The sequence below is a fragment of the Methylocella sp. CPCC 101449 genome (assembly GCF_031921685.1).
Taxonomy (GTDB): domain Bacteria; phylum Pseudomonadota; class Alphaproteobacteria; order Rhizobiales; family Beijerinckiaceae; genus Terripilifer.
In genome coordinates this window covers 662,585-685,109 of sequence record NZ_JAPDHU010000002.1, presented here as the reverse complement: position 1 = coordinate 685,109, position 22,525 = coordinate 662,585, and the positions used below count along the sequence as shown (strand labels likewise).

Sequence of the window (22,525 nt, the reverse complement as noted above, 5' to 3'; positions counted from 1 at the left end):
ATCCGACGCGCCTTCTTTTATACCCGCGTTTAGGCTCTTGGGAGACAGAGGATCGTGGCCGGCTCGTTCGACTATGTGATCATCGGTGCCGGTTCCGCCGGCTGCACGCTCGCCAACCGTCTGTCGGCCGATCCCAAGCTCAAAATTCTCGTGCTCGAAGCCGGCGGCTGGGACAGGCATCCCTTCATCAAGATGCCGCTTGGCTGGGGCAAAGTGCTGCGCGACCGCATCTATGACTGGGGCTATGACGGCGAACCGCAAACGACCATGGGCGGACGCCAGGTCGAATGCGCGCGCGGCAAAGTGGTCGGCGGCTCATCCTCGATCAATGCCATGGCTTATGTGCGCGGCAATCGCGGCGACTATGATCGTTGGTCCTCTTATGGCCTGAACGGCTGGTCCTACGAAAACGTGCTGCCCTATTTCCGCAAGCAGGAGAATTGGGAAGGCGGCGCCAGCGCCTATCGCGGTTCAGGCGGCCCGCTCTCCACCCGCAGGGCGCGCTATCAGGATCCGCTGATCGAAGCCTATTTCGCCGCGACAGCCGCCGCCGGCTATGAACAGAACGAGGATTACAACGGCGCGCGCCAAGATGGCTTCTCGCGCATGCAGATGACCATCCGCGACGGCTGGCGCGAGAGCGCCGCCACCGCCTATCTACACCCGGTCCTGCGCCGCCCCAATCTGCAAATCCGCGTCAAGGCGCAGGTGACCCGCATTCTGTTTGAAGGCACACGGGCCACCGGCATCGAATATGTGCAGGATGGCCTGACGCATCAGGTGCGGGCCGAGCGGGAAGTCATCCTATCGGGCGGTTCGATCAATTCGCCACAGACCTTGCAGCTCTCCGGCATCGGCGATCCCGACCTGCTCGGCGCTCACAAAATTCCCGTCAAGGCCGCCCTGCCCGGCGTCGGCCGCAATCTGCAAGACCATGCGGCGGCGCTGCTCATCTATGGCCGTGGCGATACCAGCCCGCTCCTGCGCAACATGCGGCTCGATCGCGTCGCGCTGGGCACCGTGCAGGCCTATCTGTTCGGCACGGGCTTCATGAGCGATCTGCCGGGCGGCATCACCGGCTTCGTCAAAACCGATGCGGCGAAGGCCCTGCCCGACATCCAGCTTCTGTTCATTGCCGGCTCCTTGGCCGCCAATCCCTATCTGCCGCCGTTCCAAAAGCCGTTCGCCGACAGTTTCGCCTGCCGCATCGTACTGTTGCGGCCGGAAAGCCGCGGCACGGTGAAGATCGCCTCGGCCGATCCGCTGGCGCATCCCAAGATCGACATGGGCTTGCTCTCGACAGCTAATGACTGGTCGGTGTTGAGAAAGGGCATTTCCCTCTTCCGCGACATGGCGCGGAGGCCTGAGTTGAAGGATTTCGTCTCACGCGAGATCGGCCCGGACGCCAGCGTCAAGGACGATGCGGCGCTCGAAGCCTATGTCCGCAACACCGCCGTCACGGCGCATCATCCAGCCGGCACCTGTAAGATGGGCGCCGACAAGGACGAGATGGCGGTGGTGGACGGCGAATTGCGCGTGCGCGGCGTCGAGGGCCTGCGGGTGGTCGACGCCTCCGTCTTTCCCGATCTCGTCGGCGGCAATATCAACGCGCCGACCATCATGATCGCCGAACGCGCCGCCGACCTCATCCTCGGGCAAGCTGCTTAGACAGGGGCAATACCTTCTGCGTCAACGAAAACCGCCCCGCACAGAGGTACGGGGCGATTCTCCGAGACGGCCCTCGGGCTGTGGAACTCAGGCTGCTCAGTTACGCCGCTTGACGGCGCTGCGCGGGAATCGCGGAGGTAACGATCGAGAACCGCGCGCAGGCTTCGAAGCGGTTGGCCAGCGAACAATCGCGCCAGACCTTCTCGGCCGCTTCATAGCTTTCAAAAGGACCGTAGGTCTTGCCGGTGCCTTCGATGACTTGGCGGAAATCGAGATCGGAGAACTCGCCGCCGACAACCCAGAACTGTTCCTTCATGACATGCTCCTGAATGATGGTGTTGCGTTGAGAATGGTCACTCCGCGGCGACGCGGGGCTCAGACTTGTGGAACTGCGCGGTTTCGGTCGACCCGGCCATGGCCGTCGTCGAGGACTTGCCGCCGGAGATCGCCATGGCCACAGCATCGAAATAGCCGGTGCCGACTTCGCGCTGGTGGCGCACGGCGGTGAAGCCGTTGGCCTGAGCGGCGAATTCACGCTCCTGCATCTCCGAATAGGCGCCCATGCCGCGCTTGGCATAGCCCTTGGCCAGGTCGAACATCGACAGGTTGAGGGCGTGGAAGCCGGCAAGCGTCACAAACTGGAAGCGATAGCCCATTTCGGCGATCTGCTCCTGGAAGCTCTCGATCGTCTTGGCGTCGAGCTTCGAGCGCCAGTTGAACGACGGCGAGCAATTGTAGGCGAGCAACCGACCCGGATGCTGGCGGTGCATCTCTTGCGCGAACTCACGCGCTTCGCCGAGATCCGGCTCGGAGGTTTCCCACCACACCAGGTCCGAGTAAGGCGCATAGGCCAGACCGCGAGCGATGGCATGTTCCACCGAGTGGTGGTTGCCCTGCTTCAGGCGATAGAAACCCTCGCCCGTGCGGCTGGAACGATCGATGAACGGATGATCGTAGTCATCGATATCCGAGGTGATCAGCGTCGCCGAATGCGCATCGGTACGGGCGCAGATGATGGTATCGACGCCGCAGACATCGGCCGCCAGGCGTGCGGCGTTGAGGGTGCGGATGAAGGTCTGGGTCGGCACCAGAACCTTGCCGCCGAGATGGCCGCACTTCTTTTCCGATGCGAGCTGATCCTCGAAGTGAACGCCGGCGGCGCCCGCCTCGATCATGCTCTTCATCAGTTCGAAGGCGTTCAGAGGACCACCGAAGCCCGCTTCCGCGTCGGCGACGATCGGGGCGAACCAATAGGTCGAGGTATCGCCTTCCGCCCGCGCGATCTGATCGGCGCGCTGCAGGGTGTTGTTGATGCGCTTGACGACCTCGGGAACCGAAGACGCCGGATAGAGCGACTGGTCCGGATACATCTGGCCGGCATTGTTGGCATCGGCCGCGACCTGCCAGCCGGAGAGATAGATGGCCTCGAGGCCGCCCTTCACCTGCTGCAGAGCCTGTCCGCCCGTCATGGCGCCCAGCGAACGCACGAAGGGGCGCTCGGCCAAAAGCTTGCGCAAACGCGCCGCGCCGAGCTTCGCCAGGGTGTGCTCGATCCGGATCGAACCGGACAGCCGGTCAACCTCGGCAGCGGTGTAATCGCGGCGGTTTTCCGGGTTGTAAAAGGAAGACATTGCTTTTTACTCCGCTTGTAATAGTGACCCTTACGTCGCTGTTTGGCCGTCATTGGGCTGAGCGGAAAATGGCATTGCAAATTGTGATTCACAATAACTATATGAAAATCCAGAGAGAAAATGCAATTCATCATCAGATTGACAATTGTCAATTTGTAAATTGTAATAATTATGTCAAGCGAGGGTAAAATCCGATGCGCTCGGTGAGGATCGGCGGCAAGCTGCGCCGCCTGCGGCAAGACCAGAAGCTCAACCAGACGCAGATGGCGGCAGAACTCGGCATTTCGCCGAGCTATCTCAATCTGTTGGAATCGAACCAGCGCCCGGTGACGGTGAACATCCTTCTGCGCCTGGCGGAGCGTTTCAAGGTCGATCTCACCGCCATGGGCGGCGAGGATGACGGCCGCCTCGTCACCGATCTGATGGAGGCTTTGTCCGATCCGGTCTTCGACGCGCAGGACATCAAAGCGACCGACGTACGCGACATCGTCGCCACCCTGCCCTCCATGGCGCGGGCCATGCTGGCGCTCTACCAAAGCTATCGGCGCGGCACGGCGCTGGCACCGGTGGAAGGCGATTCAGATAGCGACGCTGCGCCAATCGGCCTGCCCTCCGAGGAAGTGACAGACTTTCTGCAGGCCAAGCTCAATTACTTCCCCGGCCTCGAGGAGGCAGCGGAGTCGCTGTGGCATGACAACAGTCTGGCGCTGCTCACCTTGCAGCAGGACCTCATCAAAGTGCTGGCCGAACGCTTTGCCGTCGATCTCGAAATCGCGCCCGCCTCCGCCATGCCCGGCCATCTGCGCATGTTCAATCCGCTGACGCGCAAGCTGACCTTGTCGGAAATGCTGCCCGGCCCCAGCCGCACCTTCCAGCTCGCCTATCAGATCGCTCTGCTCGGCCATCGCCGTGAAATCGATCACGCCGTCTCATCCGGCAAGTTCACGACGCCGCAGGCCGATGCGCTGGCGGGCTCCGCCATGGCGAACTATTTCGCCGCCGCCGTGATGATGCCCTATGATAGATTCCTGGCCTCGGCCAAGTCGACGCGCTACGACATCAACGTGCTACAACACCGCTTCGGCGTCTCGTTCGAACAGATCTGCCATCGCCTGACGACATTGCGCCGCCCCGGCCACGAAGGCATTCCGTTTCATCTCATCCGCGTCGACATCGCCGGCAATATTTCCAAGCGCTTTTCGGCTTCGGGCATTCACATCGCCCGGTTCGGCGCCGCCTGCCCGCGCTGGAACGTTTACGATGCCTTTGCCACGCCCGGCATGGTGCGCGTGCAGGTGTCGCGCATGCCCGACAATTCGAGCTATTTCTGCGTCGCCCGCACCATCGATACGGCAGCCCGTATCAGCCCGCGCGGCGGCTTGCCGAGCCGCATCGGCCAGCTCGCCGTCGGCCTCGGCTGCGCCGTGCATTTCGCCAAGGAACTCGTTTACGCCGACGGGCTCAATCTCGACGATCCGCAGATCGTCACGCCCATCGGCGTGTCCTGCCGCGTCTGCCCGCGCGGCGATTGCGCCGATCGCGCCATGCCCTCGCTGTCGCAACGGCTGGAGATCGACGAGAACAAGCGCGGGCTCTCGACCTATGCGATGCAGATTTAGACGGACCGGCCGTCCTTCACGAACGCCGCTTCGCGCTAATTCAGCCCGATCTCCGCAAGACGCCTGACTTGCTCCTGCTGCCGCGTCAGGGTCTCCGCCAGCACTTTTCCGTCGCCCGGCGCTGGGGCTTGCCCGGTATTGTTCAAGATCGTCTTTACTGCCGGATCGGAGAGCGCCGTCATGACGTCTTTGGCAATACGGCTGCCATCGGCGGCGGATAATTTGGCGGGGCCGTAAATGCCCGATGTCGTATCCATCAAGGCGCTGGGAAAGCCCTGCTCGGCCGAAGAGGCAATGGCCGGCAAAAGCGGCGAACGTTCACCGCTCGGAATAGCGAGAATGCGAATCTGCCCACTTTCGACGAGCGGACGCACCACGGCGAAAGATGTGAACAACAACTGGATGCGAGATTCAGCGAGATCATTGGCTGCCGGCACGATGTCACGATAAGGGACGCGAGCGGCGCTGGGTGCGCTCGTCTTCAAAAAGGCCCTCAACGACAATTCAGGCACGCCGGCAGCACCGGCGGCATTCAATTGCGTGGAGCGCGCGAGTTCAACCCAATCCCGCAGCGATTTCACATCAAGCTTCGCGGGCGCGGCGACGACGGGCACGGTATGAGCGACCTGAACGAGCGGCACCAAGTCGCGCATCAATTCGTAAGATGGCTTCTCGGGCAAGGTATAGGGGTGAGATAGAAAGGAGCCGGATGAAGCATAGAGCAAGACGTGATCGTCATTGGCCGACAGAAAGCCGCGGATGGCGATCAAGCCGTCGCCACCCGGCCTGTTCTCGATAACGACCGGCTTGTCCCATTGCTTTTGCAGGCGCTCGGCAATCACCCGCGCGGCGGCATCGGTGGCACTTCCCGCTCCAAAAGGCAGAATGAACGTAACGGCCCGGCTCGGCCAGACCTGGGCTTGCGCCGCCAACGGCACGGCCAGGAATGCGAATATCACCGCGGCGAAAACACTCGCTCTTTTGCTCCCCATTTCATCCCCCCTCGAATTTAGATTAAATATATGAATATTAATCTATTTAAGGACACCCCGGTGTCAAGCTGAACCACGGCCTATTGATCGGCGCCGGACAGTGCCTTGGATGAGGAAACATCAGCTTCCCAGTCCAGCGGTGCCGACACGTTGGCCAGCAATTGCTTGAGCACCAACCGCAAACTCTTGATCGTTTTCGGGTCGAGCCCGCGAATGGTGACCGCTTCATGAGCGGCACTCAATTTCTCGCACTCTCGCGCGACCCGTAGTCCCTTGGCCGTCAAAGTGATGGCGATGGCCCGGTTGTCTTCATCGATGCGTTCGCGCGCGATGAGCCCTTGGGCAACAAGCCGGCGCAAGTTGTGCGACAGGGTCGATTGCGAGATATAGGTAAGATCCGATAGATGACCGGCGCGGATACCCTTGTTCTGGAGAACGGCAATCAAGATCCGGGCGTCCTGGACGCTCAGGCCAAGCTCGGAAAAGTCACTGCTCGCGAACTCGACGCCCGCCGATACGACGCAGTTCATCAAAAAAGGAATTGAATCGTCGATCCTGTCAGCCATCGGCTGCTCCTTTCAAGGCGAATATCGATCACGACGGTTTGGTCGCCCATAATAGATCGACGCCTTTCCATGAAAAAGTCTCCACGTCTTTGGCAAGGCCCGTGAAAACGGTCTCGAGATGCTCGAGGCTGTAATAGGGAAAATCTCTCACATCCCAGCCCAGGCGCGACATCATCTTCTCAAGCCAATATTCGATGTGAAGATCGAGTTCGGCCTTCATCATCAATTGCGGACTGAATGTGATCTCGCCAAGAGCGACATTTCTGCCGGGCTTCACGATGCGCAGCAGTTCCATTGCCGTCTCCTGCCAATCGTCCGTGTGCTGGACGCCTTGCAAGACCGCCACGGCGTCATAATGGTTATTCTCGACATCTTTCGTATAATCAAAACGCCAGGTCGCCAACTGCCCGTTACGTCCGCGTTCGCCCGACACATAGGCCGCACGGGCCTGCGCCGTGATATCGATCACATCGATCACGCCTGCCTCGCCAATACGGCTCCTGAAATCATCGATAAAGCCACAAGATTCTATGCTCTCGCCGAGAATGAGGACACGATCACCGTCGCGCAGGCGCATCCGATCGTAGAGCATCTCACGGACGACACGGGCCTTCTTGCGCCACATGAAAGGCAGGCCGCCCAGTGCCAGAGCACGGCACCAGCGGGTCTGCTCCGATGGATCCATGATCACGGCACCCATCATCTCGGCGTCGTGCGGCTGCATCCAGGTCCAGGGATTGTCTTGTTCCAACATGTTCGCGCCTAATATTTTAAAATTCATATATTGAAATACAATTTATTATCCATCCGGGCAAGCGGAAAGCCGGGAGAGGCCGCACGGCTCTTCATGACGCCTCAAACCGCCTATCGCAGCGGCCGAGATCGACGGCAACATGAGTGGGTTATCGGGATGCGGATTTGGATCGGCCTATGATCAGGCGATCACCTGATCCGCGTTGGTGGTCTTGAAGCGCTCGCGATATTCGCGCGGCGTCAACGAAAAACGCTTCTGGAATACCTTGCGCAATTGTTCGTCGGAGGGAAAACCGGAGCGAAAAGCGATGGTTTTCATCGGTAGGTTGGTATCTAGAAGCAGCCCCATCGCCTGCTCGCACCGGGCGATCTCGATGAACTCGGCCGGCGTGGTGTGGGTTTCCTTAAAAAATCGCCGGGCGAAATTACGTACGCTCATGCCTGCGCGCGCCGACAAATCATCGACGCGAATGGGCTGGTCGAGATTGGCGAGCACCCAGCTCTGAATTTCGCGGATTCCAGGAGATGCGGTCATCTGGCTCGTCAGCAACGTGCTGAACTGAGACTGACCGCCAGGGCGTTTCAGAAAGATCACCAGATCGCGCGCGACCTGCAATGCGAGGTCGCGCCCGAAATCCTGTTCGACGAAAGCCAGAGCGAGATCGATGGCGGCCGTGACGCCGGCCGACGTCCACAGGTTTCCGTCTTGGACAAAGATCGCATCGGCAACTACCTGCACACCCGGATAACGTTGCTGCAAAAGTCCCGCGACGCTCCAATGGGTGGTCGCGCGCTTGCCGTTCAATGCACCGGATGCCGCAAGAAAAAAACTGCCTGAGCAAAGCCCGGCCAGCCGCGGCACCTTGCTAGAGTTGACCCGACACCAGTCGACAATCGTCGGCGATGCTTCCAGCGCCCGGTCAATGTCGGGGGCGCCGGTGATCATCACCGTATGGGGTAGATCTCGCGTGGCCAATCCGGCGGTCGCCTCAATTGATAGCAAAGTATCGGACGAAACATATCCGGGCTGCGGGGCGCTCACGCGAATGTCGTAGCGCCGCGGGTCGTTGCTGCTCTGCAGGTGTCGGTTCGCATATGTGAACACATTGACGGGGCCGACCGCCTCCATCGATTTGAAACCGGGATAAATGATGATGTCGACACCAAGAGCCATATCCAGCAATCCTACGGCAGCTTCTGGATGTCAGGTCGAGAAGGGCATGTCCGAATAAGGGGGCACCTTGTCCGAATCCGCCTGAAAAGGCAAATTTCGTCAGCCTTCCCAGTCCGTATAATAGCGCCATGACAGTGCGAGCGTTTCGGCATCGGCCGGAACCGATGACATCTGGGAAACGCCATGAAAACACAAGCCGCCGTTGCGTTCGAAGCCAAAAAGCCCTTGGAGATCGTCGAGCTCGATCTTGAAGGCCCCAAAGCCGGCGAGGTTCTGATCGAGATCAAGGCCACCGGCATCTGCCACACCGATGCCTACACGCTCGATGGTTTCGACAGCGAAGGCATTTTTCCTTCCGTGCTCGGTCATGAAGGCGCTGGCATCGTCTGCGAGGTTGGCCCTGGCGTGACCAGCGTGAAGCCAGGCGATCATGTCATCCCGCTCTACACGCCCGAATGCCGCCAGTGCAAATCATGCTTGTCCGGCAAGACCAATCTCTGCACCGCCATCCGCGCGACGCAGGGCAAGGGCCTGATGCCCGATGGCACGACCCGGTTCAGCTACAAAGGCCGGCCGATCTTTCACTATATGGGCTGTTCGACATTCTCGAATTTCACGGTACTGCCCGAGATCGCGGTCGCCAAGATCCGCACCGACGCGCCGTTCGACAAATGTTGCTATGTCGGTTGCGGCGTCACCACAGGCGTCGGCGCGGTGATCAATACCGCCAAAGTCGAACCCGGCGCCAATGTTATCGTGTTTGGACTGGGTGGTATCGGCCTCAATGTCATTCAGGGCGCCAAAATGGTCGGCGCCGATAAGATCATCGGTGTCGATCTCAACGATGCGAAGGAGGAATGGGGCCGCCGCTTCGGCATGACCCATTTCGTCAATCCGTCGAAGGTGAGCGGGGATTTTGTCCAGCATCTGGTTGCCCTCACCGATGGTGGCGCCGATTACACGTTCGACTGCACCGGCAATACCAATGTCATGCGCCAGGCGCTTGAAGCCTGTCATCGCGGCTGGGGCGTCTCGGTGGTCATCGGTGTCGCCGAGGCGGGCAAGGAGATCAGCACCCGCCCCTTCCAGCTCGTCACCGGGCGTGTCTGGAAAGGCTCGGCGTTTGGCGGCGCACGTGGGCGCACCGATGTTCCCAAGATCGTCGACTGGTACATGAATGGCAGAATCCAAATCGATCCAATGATCACTCACGTTCTGAAGCTGGAGGACATCAACAAGGGTTTCGATCTCATGCATGAGGGCAAATCGATACGTTCGGTGGTCGTTTTCTGACCGGCGACAAACGTAGAGGGAGATATCCAATGAGTGTGAGCATCCATCCATCCGTTGACGGCGGCGTACGAAAAGGCTCGGGACATTTTTCCGGAGGGACGCTGGTCTGCAAATGCCAGGACAAGGCCGTGAAGATCGGCATCAAGGGCGACGTCGCTCATAATCACGCTTGCGGTTGCACCAAATGCTGGAAACCGGAAGGCGCAACCTTCTCTGTCGTAGCGGTCGTACCGCATGACAGTGTGACGGTTCTCGCCAACGGAGATAAACTTCAGGTCGTCGACAAGGCTGCGACGATCCAGCGATATGCGTGCACCGGTTGCGGTACGCACATGTACGGCCACATCGAGAACAAGAGCCATCCGTTCTATGGCCTGGATTTCATCCATCCGGAACTGTTCGTCGAACAGGGCTCGGCCGCCCCTGGCTTCGCCGCCTTTGTGTCCTCGGTCATCGAATCGGGTGTCGATCCGGCGCAAATGCCTGCTATCCGCGCCCGTTTGAAAGAGCTCGCGCTTGAGCCCTATGATTGCCTGTCGCCGGCCCTGATGGACGCGATCTCGACTCACGTTGCCAAGAAGGCCGCCTGATCCGCCGGCGTCATCCGCAGATCAAGCTACAGTGGGCGTCAGCAAATAATGGCTGACGCCCCATTCATCGCCGCCGGCATGACCGAAAAGCCCGGACGTAGCCAGGAAGAACAGGCGCCAGCGGCGCATCCACAGATGAGTGTCGGCGCCATAGACCGGACGCAGAATGGTTTCGATCTCACCGATGTGCCTGTCAAAATTGGCGAGCCAGTCTTCGGCGGTGCGGCCATAGTGGCTGCCGCTCCAGCGCCGTTCGCTTTCGACCTGAAACAGATCGCCGAACTGCCGGATCAGCGAATGGCTCGGCATGATGCCGCCAGTGAAGAAATGTTGGGCGATCCAGTCGCTGCGATCGTTTTCGTCGAATTTGTAAGAGCCGCTGCGATGGGTGAACACGTGCAGGAACAATTTGCCCTGCGGGCGCAGCCAGCCCCGGACGTGGCCAAGCAGTTTCCGCCAGTTGCTCATATGCTCGAACATCTCGACCGAAACGACCCGGTCGAAAGTCGTCGCCGTCTTGAAGACATTCATATCGCAGGTGATCACTGCCAGATTGGACAGGCCGCGTCTCTCGGCTTCTCCCAGAATGTAGGCGCGTTGAGAATTCGAGTTCGACACGGCGGTGATATGGGCCTTGGGGAAATGCTCGGCCATATAGAGCGATAGAGATCCCCAGCCGCAACCAAGCTCCAAAATATCCTGGCCGTCCTTGAGATCGGCGTTGCGCACCGTTTCTGCAAGTGCCGCCAGTTCCGCTTGCGCCAATGTCGTCGTTTTGTCGACATAGCGACAGCAGGAATATTTCCGATGCGGACCGAGCACGCGCGCGAAGAAAGCGGCCGGCACTTCATAGTGCTGGGCATTCGCCGCATCCGTGTGAACGGCGATGGGCGCGGTACTCATCTGCTTGACGAAGCGCTCGTCATCGGAAGCTTCCTCGCCCGCCAATTGGCGAGACGTGCGCGATACTAGAAAGCGGATACCTGCCCGGCTGACAAAATCGGGCACCGGAATCGCTTCAGCGGCGACGATCGCCGAATTCATGAAGGTCATGTCGCGCCTCTTTCAAATGGTTTTGCGGGGAACCAGGGGAAGAAAGCGCTGGTGCGCGCCATATAGCGCTCGAAGCTATCGCCATATTTTGCACGCATATGCGCTTCGAGCGGCGGAATGCCCGAGACGCGCGTGAGGAGCCAATACATGGAGAAAGCGCCGACGAAGGCGAGCCAGCCTATGGGATAATCGTCGGAAAGAGTAACGGCGAACAGCGGAAAGGCCAGCCATCCCAGCCATTCGAAGAAATAGTTGGGATGACGCGACCAGCGCCATAATCCTTCATCACAAAAGCGATCGCGATTTTCCGGCTTGGCGCGGAAAGCCCGCAATTGCCGATCGGCAGCGGCTTCGCCGGCAATGGCGATCAGAAAGACGATCACGGCGAGAATGTCCTGGCTGCGCCATGGGGCCGGCGACCAGGCGGCCAGCGCGATCGAGATCACCAGGGGAATGCTGACCAAAGCTTGCGCCTGCGCTAGTTTGAACATGCCGAATCCGACCTGCGCACCCATCTCCGTTTTCATTTTGGCATAGCGCGGATCATCGTTGATCCGCCGGGTCCGCCACACCAGATGCAGGCCAAGGCGCAGCGCCCACAAGGCGACAAGACCGGCCACGACCAGAATCCGCATCGAAGAGGTTTTCATCGACAGAAAGGCCGCGAGCGCCAGAATGATGCCGGCGCCGCCGACCGCGAATGTCCAGGTGACATCGATCCAACCGGAATTGCCGGTGCGCCGTTCGGCGATCCAGGCCGCGGTCATCGCCAGGGCCAGTCCGATCCATCCACCCAGAACGATCAAGAGCAGAACACGGACACCCACGGCGATCCCCCAGTCACAAGCGTACGAAGGGCTGTATCAACCGTCCCAGCAGACCGCGCAAGCGGATCGTGCCCGCCATCGCAACGAGACAGATACATTCCTCATTGCCGATGCGTGGCGCGTGGCGAATGCCGCCGTCCGCCGCCTCCATGTCGCCGACGCCGAAACGTCCCAGCTCATGGCTGAACTCGCCTTTCAGGACGAGGGTCAATTCGGTGCCCGAATGGCTGTGATCCGGCAATTCCGTACCGGGGGCGCCGCGCAGCATGAAGGCGCGCACGCCATTGTCCTCCAGGTCGATACGACGATGATAGACGCCGGGCCCGATCCAGCGCCACGGTCCACGACCATAGACATCGATCATCGCTTCGATGCTGTCAGCAACCGAAAGATCGCGACGCGGCACGGGCTGCTGCGACAGATCGGCGGAAATCGCGGTAACCGCTTGGCCCCGCCGCTGCGTATCGAAACCGCCTCCGCCAACCTGCTCCAGCAGCGCACCGCCAATACATTCGAAATCAGCGACCGCTCGCCGGCAATGCGGGCATAGAGCCAGATGGGCGGAGACGATCAGCGCGCTCGCTTCATCGAGCGAGCCGGCCGCATATTCGGCGAGCAACAGGTCGCTGGGATGATGGATGGGCCTCATGGCGTCTCTTCCTCCGCCAGATCCGCCAAAGCTTGGCGGAGCCGCACCATGGCGAGACGAAGCCGGGATTTCACGGTTCCCAGCGGCAAGTCGAGACATTTGGAAATTTCTCCATGGGCTTTGCCTTCGACGAAAGACATATGCACCACCTCCGCCTGCTCTGGCGGCAGATGCTTCAACGCTTCCACGACACGGCGCTGGCGTTCGTCGGCATTCACGAGATGATCGGGCTGCTCCGGCCCTTCCGGCTCGACACGTTCAAGACAGGCATGAACCTGCGCGCGGCGCTCGCGGCGAATACCATCGATGCGCAGATTGCGAGCGATGGCGAAAACCCAGGCTGCCGGCGCGGCGCGTAGCGGATCGAAATAATCGGCTTTGCGCCACAGTGTCAGCATCGCCTCCTGGGCGATGTCTTCTGCCTGTTCGGCGCTGGCACCGGTGCGCAAAATCATGCCTCGAATACGCGGCGCGAAATGATCGAACAGGCAAGCGAAAGCGGTTCGATCCCGCCGCTCGGCGATCGACCTGATCATCTTCCCATAATCGTCGTCCGAACGTTCCGGACCGTCGTTTTTCATTTCGGCTCCACGCTGGACCGTCGTGACCCAGCGACCCAACATCCAGCGGCGATCGTCTTTGGCGCCTTGAGGCATTTTGTGAACCATCCGGCGAACATCGAGTTTCATACCTCCCTTTACGCATGCCGCGCCCAAACGGATCATTGCCAGAAGCTGGAACGGGCACTGATCCAATCACGTTAACACGACGTAGAACGAAACGGTTGCCGAGCGCGCAGCAGAACGCAGCCCTCTCGGACCCGTAAATTTTTGAAGATTTTAGCTCTTTTGGCTCGGGGAGGTCATTTCATGGGCAAATGTATTGGCAAAGTCCCGGCTCCAGCGCGCGTCCCAGTCCTTGTGTCAGCCCTCGTGACAGGAATGTTCCTCCTCCCCTTACCGGCTCCGGCTCAGGACGCGACGGGCGCCATATCCGGCTCCTGGGCGCGCGGCGATGGCATTGCCCGAGTCCGCATCGCCCCATGCGGCGCTCAGATTTGCGCCATTAACACCTGGATCAAGGATGGCGTGACCGACGAGAAAGTCGGCGACAGGCTGGTCATGGATGTCAAACCCAAATCGGCCAGTCTGCTCAGTGGCACGGCCTATGACCCGCAGCGCAAACTTTCCTTCAATATCGACATCACCGTCGCGGCCAACGCTCTGCGGACCCAGGGCTGCGTCATCGGACGGGTGCTGTGCAAGGATATGTCGTGGAGCCGTATCCGCTAGACCGGTGATCCAACTGGCCCAGGAGACCGTAGTGCAGACAAGCCGCTTGAAAGCGGTCGGCACGAGGTCTGACGATGAACGCCTATACGGCCCCTCCCTGCATCCGGCCTCCAGGTCTCAAGACTGCAGGCCTCAAGATCGCCGTCGTGGGGACAGGCATATCGGGGATGTCGGCCGCCTGGCTGCTCGCCCAGCGCCATGATGTCACCGTCTTCGAACAGGACGGCCGTATCGGCGGCCATTCCAATACCCGCATGGTCGACACGAAGGACGGACCGATCGCCGTCGATACCGGCTTCATCGTCTACAATGAAAAAACCTATCCGAACCTGACCGCCCTTTTCGCGCATCTCGGTGTCGTAACGCAGCCCTCGGATATGTCGTTTTCGGCCTCGCTGCATCAGGGGGCGATCGAATATTCCGGCGAGAGTTTCACCAGCCTGTTCGCTCAGCGCAGCAACCTTCTGCGCCCGCGCTTCTGGTCCATGCTCTATGATCTGCAACGCTTCTACCGGCAGGCGACACGCGACAGCCGCCGGCATCTTCTCGCCGATCTATCGCTCGGCGAGTATCTCGACCGTGGCGCCTATGGCGCGGCCTTCCGTGACGATCATCTTCTGCCGCTCGCGGCGGCGATCTGGTCGGCGCCAGCCAGCCGCATTCTCGACTATCCCGCCGCCTCCTTCATCCGCTTTCAGGAAAATCACGGCCTGCTCAACATTTTTAAACGACCGATCTGGCGCACCGTCACCGGCGGCAGCCGCGCCTATGTGGAGAAATTGACCTACGGCTATGCCAATCGCATTCGCCGCAATGCCGCGGCCGTTAAGATCTTGCGCACCCCCGACGGCGTCGAGATTGTCGACAACAGCGGACATCGCGAGCGTTTCGATCATGTGGTTCTCGCCACCCATGCCGACCAGGCCCTGCGCCTCATCGCGGCGCCCACGGTCCCGGAACGCGAACTTCTGTCGGCATTCCGCTATAGCCGCAATATCGCTTATCTGCATCGCGACCCGTCGCTGATGCCGCGTCGGCGCACGGTCTGGGCGAGCTGGAACTATCTCGATCTGCGCTCGGACGACGAAGCGGACTGCCTCACGGTCACCTATTGGATGAACAAGTTGCAGGACATCGATCCGGCACATCCCCTGTTCGTGACGCTCAACCCGACACGTCCGCCCGAGGCCGACAAACAGATCAGCCAGGAAATCTACGAACATCCGACTTTCGACGCGGGGGCTATCGGTGCCCAAAGCAAACTGTGGTCGCTGCAGGGACAAGGCAATGTCTGGTTCTGTGGCGCCTATATGGGCGCTGGTTTTCATGAGGATGGCCTGCAAGCCGGCCTTGCCGTCGCCGAAGCCCTTGGCGGCGTCCGCCGGCCATGGCGGGTCTCCGACGAGTCAAGCCGCATCAGCCTGCCGGCCGGCTGGAATACCGAAACCGTGGAGATGGCCGCGTGAACTTTCGCTCGCGTCTCTATGTCGGAGAGGTGATGCATCTGCGTTGGCGACCGCGACGGCATCGGCTGCGTCATGCCTGCTTCTGGTTTCTCTACGATCTCGATGAGATCGATACACTCGACCGTGGCCTGCGCTGGTTTTCGGCGGAACGTTTCAATCTCCTGAGTTTTCGGACAGCCGATCATGGCGACGGCAGCGCAACGCCTCTTCGCCAGCAAATCGAGCGGCATCTTCGCCAGGCCGGCTTCGATCCCACGGACGGGACGATCCAACTGCTCTGCATGCCGCGCGTCCTTTGGTACGGCTTCAATCCGCTCAGCGTCTACTTCTGCCGCCATCGCGACGGCGCGCTGCAAGCGCTGATCTACCAGGTTCACAACACGTTCGGCGAGCGCCACTCCTATTTGATCCCGGTCGTCCCTGGCAGCAAGGACACCCATATCCAGCAGAGCTGCCGCAAAGACTTCCATGTCTCGCCGTTCATGGACATGGATATGATCTATGATTTCAAGTTGCGGGTGCCGGACGAGCGCGTCACGATCGTCATTCGCAGCAGCGACGATCAAGGACCAATGCTACATGCGGTCCTCAGCGGAACGGCGGTTGCTGTCGACGACCGCGCCCTCGTGCGCCTGTCGCTCGCCAATCCGTTCCTGACCGTAAAAGTCATCGCGGCCATTCACCTGCATGCGCTGGTGATCTGGCTAAAGGGCGTCCGTCTGCGACCGCACCCGAAGGCGCCGGCACAAGCAGTGACCGAGGTGTCGCTTTCGACGAACACCAAGGCCATCTCCCGCTAGCGCATCTCCGGCGCGAAGAGGAACAGAACGAAGGGGAAGAGGCCCAGGAACAGCCAGAAGATGAGGGATAGCACGCGCGCCACCGGCCGGCCCTGCTCGCGCGCCCGCTTGGGTTTCAGCGGGTCGTAGATGATGTCGACCGGCGCGCCGATCGTCCGGGTCGCGGCATTGCAGCCGAGGTTGGAAATGAAGTCGTGCGAGCGGCCAAGCACATCCTTGAACTGGATAACCGGCCGGTATCGATACCGATCACTTTGCCCCCGGCACGCCGGCCCCGGGTTGCCAGGACGATTTCGTCCCGGAGGACCGCCAAAGTGACGCCCGTGAAGCAGAGGCTAACCAACAGCATCCACATCCGGCCGGAGCTCACGTCATAGCCGAAGATTTTGGCGTGCAGCACGAACGGCTGCAAAGCGGCTTCGAAGAAAATCTGGATCTGCTGGAAAACGGCGTTCCAGAGCTGTTCGATGGTCATGGTCGCGACCCGAAGGCACTGAAGCTTACATAATCACGGCTTTACCAAGCATTGATGAACGTCCCAGGCAAAACTGCCGCGTTATTGTGCGATGCACAATTTATCATCATGTGATTGCCTCGCCAGATCGCATCCGACTATCCGGACACGAGCTTGACCATGCGATTGGCGCGGGATCGTGCTGGCATGGCGATTGCCTAAAAATTTGGCGTCTCGCCATCCGGCCGGACTATCCGATGGAATAGCATTTGCTTGATCGACGACAGAGACCAACGTTGAGCGCCGACGCGGACGACCGAGCGGCCAGGCCGCGGCGCACGGCCAATACTGGAGCTTTAGCTGATATGCGGAAGGGGCCGGTTTCGTCAGGTGTGGAGCCCGGCGGACAGCGCGATGCCAATCTGAAGATCGCCATCGTCGATGAAAGCGCGGTTCGCGCGGCGATCCTTGAGGATGGTCTGCGTGAAGCGGGCTTTGCTCAGGTGTCGCGCATCGAGGAGACCCACAATCTCCTGGCGCGCATCTATGCGATGGATCCGGATGTCATTCTGATCGGCTTGGAAAGCCCGAGCCGCGACACGCTGGAGCAGCTCTTCCAGATGAGCCGCGTGGTGAAACGGCCTGTTGCCATGTTCGTCGATCAGAGCGACCGCGCCTCGATCCAGGCCGCCATGGATGCCGGCGTTTCCGCCTATATCGTCGATGGCCTGCGCAAGGAGCGCGTCACCACCATCCTCGACCTGTGCATCTCGCGTTTCAACGCCTATTCGCGGCTGACGACCGAGCTTGAACAGGCCAAGGGCGCGCTCGAGGAACGCAAACTGATCGATCGCGCCAAGGGCATTTTGATGAAGGCCAAAGGCCTCACCGAAGAGGAGGCCTATGCATTGATGCGCAAGACCGCCATGAACGAACACAAAAAGATCGCCGAGATCGCCCAGGCCGTCATCACAGCCTCGGAGTTGTTGCGATGACGCGGCTTCGCATTGGCTACATCCCGCTGGTGGATGCGGCCGCGCTCCTGGTGGCCGCCGATTGCGGCTTCGCCGAAGCGGAAGGGCTCGAAATCGAACTGGCGCGCGAAGTTTCGTGGTCGAACGTGCGCGACAAACTCAATCTGGGCCTGTTCGATGCGGCCCATCTCATTTCGCCGCTGGTGATCGCCTCCAGCCTCGGCCTCGGCCACATTCGCGTGCCGATCATCACGCCGTTCAACCTCGCGCTGAACGGCAATGCGATTACCATTTCGCCGCAGCTTCACGCCGCTTTGAGCGAATTCGCCGTCGGCGATCTGGCCGATCCGCATGTCTCGGCGCGGGCACTGGCGCAAGTCGTGGCCGATCGCAAGGCACGCGGCGTCGAGCCTTTGAATTTCGGCATGACGTTCCCGTTCTCCAATCACAATTACCAATTGCGCTTCTGGATGGCGGCGGGCGGTGTCGATCCGGACGAGGACGTGCGGCTCGTGGTGCTGCCGCCGCCCTATATGGCGGAGAGCCTTGCCAGCGGCCATGTGGACGGCTTCTGCGTCGGCGCGCCCTGGAATCTGGTCGCCGTCGAAGCCGGTGTCGGCCATATCTTGCACCTGGGCTATGAAATCATGGCACGGGTGTCGGAAAAAGTGCTGGCGATGCGAGAGCGCTGGGCCAACGACAATCCCGAAGTCTGCGCCGCTCTGATCCGGGCTTTGGTGCGCGCCGCCGAGATGATCGGCGATCCCGCCCATCGCAAGGCGGCAGCCGAAGTGATCGCCCCTCGTATCGACGTCACGCCCGATCTCGTCGAGCGGGTGCTGGCCGGTACGATCCTGCTCTCGCCGAACGGCCCGACGCGCAACAATCCCAATCACATCATCATCGGCGGCCAGGCGGCCACCCGCCCCGATCCCGTGCAAGCCGCCTGGTTTTATGCGCAGCTCGTGCGCTGGGGTCAGGCCCCCTTGTCAGACGAGATGCGCGCGCGTGCCGTCGCCGCCTTCCGCTCCGATCTGTTCGACGCGGCACTCGGCAGCTTGCCGGCAGCCGGCAATACGCCGGCCGATGGGATCGGTGCCTTCGCCGGTCCGGAATTCGACCCTGCGAATATTCAGAGCTATCTCGACGTCTGGCGCAAACGGCCCGGACGGCCGCGCCTGTCGCTGGTGCGATAGCGACATCCCATTGCCCAAATCTTTGACCAGCCGATGCCTTGGAGATCGGCGCGCGTGTGCCTGCATGCCCGCTTTATAGTCACCGGTGAAGCCTCCACTTTACACCAAATCCAAGTTGGCACGCGTCTTGTATTAATTATCGCGGGAGGCGCCGCAGTTGTGGCGCCCGGTCCAACGACGGGCCAACCAGCAATGCCGCTGTCCTGAATGAATGCGCGCCACCCGCGCGCTTTCAGGGCTGCGGCTTTTTTGTTTTGGCTCGCGCGTTGCGCAAGGACGGCAAATCGCAGGGTTCACTCAACGAAGGGACGATGAATGAGCACAACCAATAATCGGCGCACCCGCGGCATGATCGACCGTCGCGGCCTTCTCAAGTCCGCCTCCGCGACCGCCGCCCTTGCGGCCGCCGCCAAGATCGGTTTCCCGTCCGGCGCCTTCGCCCAGGGCGCCGGCCCCGAAGTCACTGGCGTCAAGCTGGGCTACATCGCGCTGACCGATGCCGCGCCTTTGGTCATCGCCAAGGAAAAAGGCCTCTTCGCGAAGTATGGCCTGCCCGATGTCGATGTCGCCAAACAAGCGTCGTGGGGTGCGACGCGCGACAATCTCGTGCTCGGCGGCGCCAGCAACGGCATTGATGGCGCGCATATTCTGACGCCGATGCCCTATCTGATCTCGGCCGGCAAGGTGACGCAGAACAATATCGGCGTACCGATGGCGATCCTCGCTCGCTTGAATTACGACAGCCAGGCCTTCTCGGTCTCCAACGAATATAAGGGCCTCGGCGTCACCATCGACGCCAAGCCGCTGAAGGCTGCCTTCGAAAAGAAAAAGGCCGAAGGCAAGGAAGTGAAGGTGGCGATGACCTTCCCGGGCGGCACCCACGATCTGTGGATCCGCTATTGGCTGGCCGCAGCCGGTATCGATCCCGACAAGGATGTTTCGACCATTGTCGTGCCGCCGCCGCAGATGGTGGCCAATATGAAGGTCGGCAATATGGACGCGTTCTGCGTCGGTGAGCCCTGGAACGAACAGCTCGTCAACCAGAACATCGGCTTCACCGCCGCGACAACCGGCGAATTGTGGAAGAACCATCCCGAAAAGTGCTTGGGCCTGCGCGCTGACTGGGTCGAAAAGAATCCGAAGGCCGCCCAGGCCCTGCTGATGGCCGTGATCGAAGCCGCGCAGTGGTGCGATGCCATGGCCAACAAGGATGAGATGGCAGCCATTCTCGGCAAGCGTCAGTGGTTCAACGTGCCGCCGGTCGACGTCGTCGGCCGCCTCAAGGGTGACATCAATTACGGTGACGGCCGCAAAGTCACCAATAGCGGTCTGGAGATGAAGTTCTGGAAGGAGCATGCCTCCTACCCGTTCAAGAGCCATGACGCCTGGTTCCTCGCCGAGGATATCCGCTGGGGCAAGTTCGAGCCGACGACGGACATCAAAGCCCTCGTCGACAAGGTCAATCGCGAGGATCTGTGGCGCGATGCCGCCAAGGCCGTTGGTGTCGCCGCCGCCGACATTCCGACATCGACCTCGCGCGGCAAGGAAACCTTCTTCGACGGCAAAGTGTTCGATCCGGCCGATCCGTCGGCCTATCTGGCCTCGCTCGCCATTAAGCGCGTCGCCTAACGGTACACTCCATCGAAGCGGCGAGCACTCGCCGCTTCGAGCACCAGAAATAATTTGCCAAGCGTGCTCGTCGATCAGCGTTCAACCCAAGTTTCGATCTGAATATGGAATCTGGAGAAAGCCCGTGTCTCTCCCTCTTCTCACAGGCGATGCCCCCGCTCCCGCCGCACCGCGCCCGCCAGCGGCGATCATTCCGTTGCGATCGGGCAAGCCAATGAGCCAGGTGTTGCGCAGCAAGGCTATGGCCATCGCCGGCGCGGTCGTGCCGCCCCTGATCGTCGTCGTCCTTCTCTTGCTGGTCTGGGAACTGGCCTTCAGCCGTCCCGGCGCCTCGCTGCCGACGCCGATACAGGTGTGGCGCGATGCCAAGGATCTGATCATCGATCCGTTCTTCGTCAACGGTTCGCAGGATATCGGCCTCGGCTGGCGCGTGTTGACCTCGCTGCAGCGCGTCGCCTTTGGTTTTGGCCTGGCTGCCGTGGCTGGCGTTCTGGTCGGCGCGGTCATCGGTCAGTCGGTCTGGGCGATGCGTGGGCTCGATCCGGTGTTTCAGGTGCTGCGCACGGTGCCGCCGCTCGCCTGGTTGCCGATCTCGCTCGCCGCCTTCCGCGACTCCAGCCCGTCGGCGATCTTCGTGATTTTCATCACCTCGATCTGGCCGATCATCATCAACACCGCCGTCGGCGTGCGCAACATTCCGCAGGACTATCGCAACATCGCCGCCGTGTTGCGCCTCAACTCGCTGGAATTCTTCTGGCGCATCATGGTGCCGTCCGCCGCGCCCTATATCTTCACCGGCCTGCGCATCGGCATCGGCCTCTCCTGGCTCGCCATCGTCGCCGCCGAAATGCTCACCGGCGGTGTCGGCATCGGCTTCTTCATCTGGGATGCGTGGAACTCCTCGCGCCTGTCCGACATCATCGTCGCCCTCGTCTACATCGGCGTGGTCGGCTTCCTGCTCGACCGTCTCGTCGCCGCCATCGGCTCGTTCGTGACGCGCGGCGTCTCGGCCACTTAGGATATTTTGCACGCGCTTTCTTCACGCGAACAGGCATCCACTTCGCTCGAAAACGCTATGAAGGATCATTCCATGCCCACCCGTCCCTATCTCAAGTTCGACCAGATCGGCAAAAGCTTCTCGCGTGGCGCCGCCTCCACGGAAGTGCTGCGCGACATCAATCTGACGATCGACGAAGGCCAGTATGTGTCGATCATCGGCCATTCCGGCTGCGGCAAGTCCACCTTGCTCAACATCGTCGCCGGCCTGACGCCGGTGACGACCGGCGCGGTGTTGCTCGAAGACAAAGAGGTCAATTCACCGGGACCGGAACGCGCCGTGGTCTTCCAGAACCACAGCCTGCTGCCCTGGCTGACCGTCTATGAAAACGTTTCGCTGGCCGTGAACAAAGTGTTCTCCGGCACCAAGTCGCGCAGCGAGCGGCACGACTGGATCATGCACAATCTCCAGCTCGTCCATATGGTTCATGCCAAGGATAAAAGGCCGGCCGAAATCTCCGGCGGCATGAAGCAGCGCGTCGGCATCGCCCGCGCGCTGGCGATGGAACCGAAGATCCTGCTGCTCGACGAGCCTTTCGGTGCGCTCGATGCGCTGACCCGTGCTCACTTGCAGGACAGCGTCATGGACATCCACATGAAGCTCGGCAACACGATGATCATGATCACCCATGACGTCGATGAGGCGGTTCTCCTCTCCGACCGCGTGGTGATGATGACCAACGGTCCGGCCGCGACCATTGGCGACGTGCTGGAGGTAAACCTGCCGCGTCCACGCCGGCGGCTCGAACTGGTCAACAACCGCATCTATGCGGATGCCCGCGCCGCCGTGCTCGAATTCCTCTACGCGCGCCACAAGGCGCCGTCGATCGCAGCCTAGGAGGA

At 60.9% G+C, this 22,525-nt stretch carries 23 protein-coding genes; 12 read left to right on the top strand and 11 right to left on the bottom strand.

What is annotated here, in order from left to right:
- The first annotated feature begins 54 nt into the window (after positions 1 to 54).
- The gene (locus OIM99_RS13930; RefSeq protein ID WP_311851023.1) at positions 55 to 1,668 is read left to right on the top strand and encodes a choline dehydrogenase; all 1,614 of its coding nucleotides are present in this window, start codon (positions 55 to 57) and stop codon (positions 1,666 to 1,668) included.
- Between the two features lie 100 nt (positions 1,669 to 1,768).
- Here OIM99_RS13930 and OIM99_RS13925 read toward each other — a convergent pair whose 3' ends face one another.
- Positions 1,769 to 1,984 (bottom strand): hypothetical protein, encoded by a 216-nt coding sequence (locus OIM99_RS13925; RefSeq protein WP_311851022.1) that lies wholly within the window; start codon positions 1,982 to 1,984, stop codon positions 1,769 to 1,771.
- A 37-nt stretch (positions 1,985 to 2,021) separates the two neighbouring features.
- Complete coding sequence (gene aceA / locus OIM99_RS13920) at positions 2,022 to 3,299, bottom strand: isocitrate lyase (protein WP_311851021.1); 1,278 nt, start codon at positions 3,297 to 3,299, stop codon at positions 2,022 to 2,024.
- 194 nt (positions 3,300 to 3,493) lie between these two features.
- On the opposite strand from aceA, the gene OIM99_RS13915 reads away from it, so the two are divergent.
- The gene (locus tag OIM99_RS13915) at positions 3,494 to 4,918 is read left to right on the top strand and encodes a short-chain fatty acyl-CoA regulator family protein (protein ID WP_311851020.1); all 1,425 of its coding nucleotides are present in this window, start codon (positions 3,494 to 3,496) and stop codon (positions 4,916 to 4,918) included.
- Positions 4,919 to 4,953: 35 nt separating this feature from the next.
- Here OIM99_RS13915 and OIM99_RS13910 read toward each other — a convergent pair whose 3' ends face one another.
- The 4 genes from OIM99_RS13910 to OIM99_RS13895 form a co-directional block, all read right to left on the bottom strand.
- On the bottom strand, positions 4,954 to 5,910 hold the full coding sequence (locus OIM99_RS13910; protein ID WP_311851019.1) for a tripartite tricarboxylate transporter substrate binding protein: 957 nt from the start codon (positions 5,908 to 5,910) through the stop codon (positions 4,954 to 4,956).
- Positions 5,911 to 5,990: 80 nt separating this feature from the next.
- Positions 5,991 to 6,476: a MarR family winged helix-turn-helix transcriptional regulator gene (locus OIM99_RS13905; protein ID WP_311851018.1), complete on the bottom strand. Its 486-nt coding sequence runs from the start codon at positions 6,474 to 6,476 to the stop codon at positions 5,991 to 5,993.
- A 28-nt stretch (positions 6,477 to 6,504) separates the two neighbouring features.
- Positions 6,505 to 7,230 (bottom strand): hypothetical protein, encoded by a 726-nt coding sequence (locus tag OIM99_RS13900; RefSeq protein ID WP_311851017.1) that lies wholly within the window; start codon positions 7,228 to 7,230, stop codon positions 6,505 to 6,507.
- 180 nt (positions 7,231 to 7,410) lie between these two features.
- Positions 7,411 to 8,403, bottom strand: coding sequence for a GlxA family transcriptional regulator (locus OIM99_RS13895; RefSeq protein WP_311851016.1), 993 nt, complete (start codon positions 8,401 to 8,403; stop codon positions 7,411 to 7,413).
- A 183-nt stretch (positions 8,404 to 8,586) separates the two neighbouring features.
- Between OIM99_RS13895 and OIM99_RS13890 the strand changes: the two genes are divergently transcribed.
- Both OIM99_RS13890 and gfa read left to right on the top strand, forming a co-directional pair.
- Positions 8,587 to 9,696: an S-(hydroxymethyl)glutathione dehydrogenase/class III alcohol dehydrogenase gene (locus OIM99_RS13890; RefSeq protein WP_311851015.1), complete on the top strand. Its 1,110-nt coding sequence runs from the start codon at positions 8,587 to 8,589 to the stop codon at positions 9,694 to 9,696.
- 29 nt (positions 9,697 to 9,725) lie between these two features.
- Positions 9,726 to 10,286: an S-(hydroxymethyl)glutathione synthase gene (gene gfa / locus OIM99_RS13885; RefSeq protein ID WP_311851014.1), complete on the top strand. Its 561-nt coding sequence runs from the start codon at positions 9,726 to 9,728 to the stop codon at positions 10,284 to 10,286.
- A 21-nt stretch (positions 10,287 to 10,307) separates the two neighbouring features.
- On the opposite strand, the gene OIM99_RS13880 is transcribed toward gfa, so the two are convergent.
- From OIM99_RS13880 to OIM99_RS13865, 4 genes are read right to left on the bottom strand one after another with little or no spacing between them, the layout of a single operon-like run.
- Positions 10,308 to 11,339 carry a cyclopropane-fatty-acyl-phospholipid synthase family protein gene (locus tag OIM99_RS13880; RefSeq protein ID WP_311851013.1) on the bottom strand — a complete coding sequence of 344 codons (1,032 nt, stop codon included), beginning with the start codon at positions 11,337 to 11,339 and terminating at the stop codon, positions 10,308 to 10,310.
- Positions 11,336 to 12,166, bottom strand: coding sequence for a DUF1295 domain-containing protein (locus OIM99_RS13875; protein ID WP_311851012.1), 831 nt, complete (start codon positions 12,164 to 12,166; stop codon positions 11,336 to 11,338). The genes OIM99_RS13880 and OIM99_RS13875 overlap by 4 nt, the downstream gene beginning before the upstream one ends.
- Before the next feature lie 13 nt (positions 12,167 to 12,179).
- On the bottom strand, positions 12,180 to 12,815 hold the full coding sequence (locus OIM99_RS13870) for a ChrR family anti-sigma-E factor (protein ID WP_311851011.1): 636 nt from the start codon (positions 12,813 to 12,815) through the stop codon (positions 12,180 to 12,182).
- A complete protein-coding gene (locus OIM99_RS13865; RefSeq protein ID WP_311851010.1) occupies positions 12,812 to 13,396 on the bottom strand; it encodes a sigma-70 family RNA polymerase sigma factor in 585 nt (194 codons plus the stop codon). Before OIM99_RS13865 ends, OIM99_RS13870 begins: the two co-directional genes overlap by 4 nt.
- A gap of 360 nt (positions 13,397 to 13,756) precedes the next feature.
- Here OIM99_RS13865 and OIM99_RS13860 point away from each other — a divergent pair, with 360 nt between their 5' ends.
- The 3 genes from OIM99_RS13860 to OIM99_RS13850 all read left to right on the top strand — a co-directional run bounded on the left by OIM99_RS13860 (position 13,757) and on the right by OIM99_RS13850 (position 16,373).
- Entirely contained in the window at positions 13,757 to 14,107 is a 351-nt protein-coding gene (locus tag OIM99_RS13860) for a DUF2147 domain-containing protein (protein ID WP_311851009.1), read from the top strand.
- Between the two features lie 74 nt (positions 14,108 to 14,181).
- Positions 14,182 to 15,573, top strand: a complete 1,392-nt coding sequence (locus OIM99_RS13855; protein WP_311851008.1) for an FAD-dependent oxidoreductase — start codon at positions 14,182 to 14,184, stop codon at positions 15,571 to 15,573.
- Positions 15,570 to 16,373, top strand: a complete 804-nt coding sequence (locus OIM99_RS13850) for a DUF1365 domain-containing protein (RefSeq protein WP_311851007.1) — start codon at positions 15,570 to 15,572, stop codon at positions 16,371 to 16,373. Before OIM99_RS13855 ends, OIM99_RS13850 begins: the two co-directional genes overlap by 4 nt.
- Here OIM99_RS13850 and OIM99_RS27860 read toward each other — a convergent pair.
- Positions 16,370 to 16,705: a DUF3592 domain-containing protein gene (locus OIM99_RS27860; RefSeq protein ID WP_409371532.1), complete on the bottom strand. Its 336-nt coding sequence runs from the start codon at positions 16,703 to 16,705 to the stop codon at positions 16,370 to 16,372. The two genes, OIM99_RS13850 and OIM99_RS27860, sit on opposite strands and share 4 nt — an antisense overlap.
- Positions 16,706 to 17,192: 487 nt before the next feature.
- Here OIM99_RS27860 and OIM99_RS13840 point away from each other — a divergent pair, with 487 nt between their 5' ends.
- The 5 genes from OIM99_RS13840 to OIM99_RS13820 all read left to right on the top strand — a co-directional run bounded on the left by OIM99_RS13840 (position 17,193) and on the right by OIM99_RS13820 (position 22,520).
- Positions 17,193 to 17,822 (top strand): ANTAR domain-containing protein, encoded by a 630-nt coding sequence (locus tag OIM99_RS13840; protein ID WP_311851005.1) that lies wholly within the window; start codon positions 17,193 to 17,195, stop codon positions 17,820 to 17,822.
- Complete coding sequence (locus OIM99_RS13835) at positions 17,819 to 18,997, top strand: CmpA/NrtA family ABC transporter substrate-binding protein (RefSeq protein WP_311851004.1); 1,179 nt, start codon at positions 17,819 to 17,821, stop codon at positions 18,995 to 18,997. Before OIM99_RS13840 ends, OIM99_RS13835 begins: the two co-directional genes overlap by 4 nt.
- Before the next feature lie 315 nt (positions 18,998 to 19,312).
- Positions 19,313 to 20,626, top strand: a complete 1,314-nt coding sequence (locus tag OIM99_RS13830; RefSeq protein ID WP_311851003.1) for a CmpA/NrtA family ABC transporter substrate-binding protein — start codon at positions 19,313 to 19,315, stop codon at positions 20,624 to 20,626.
- Between the two features lie 124 nt (positions 20,627 to 20,750).
- Positions 20,751 to 21,644, top strand: coding sequence for a nitrate ABC transporter permease (ntrB, locus tag OIM99_RS13825; RefSeq protein ID WP_311851002.1), 894 nt, complete (start codon positions 20,751 to 20,753; stop codon positions 21,642 to 21,644).
- Between the two features lie 72 nt (positions 21,645 to 21,716).
- The gene (locus OIM99_RS13820; RefSeq protein WP_311851001.1) at positions 21,717 to 22,520 is read left to right on the top strand and encodes an ABC transporter ATP-binding protein; all 804 of its coding nucleotides are present in this window, start codon (positions 21,717 to 21,719) and stop codon (positions 22,518 to 22,520) included.
- The last annotated feature ends 5 nt before the right edge of the window (positions 22,521 to 22,525 follow it).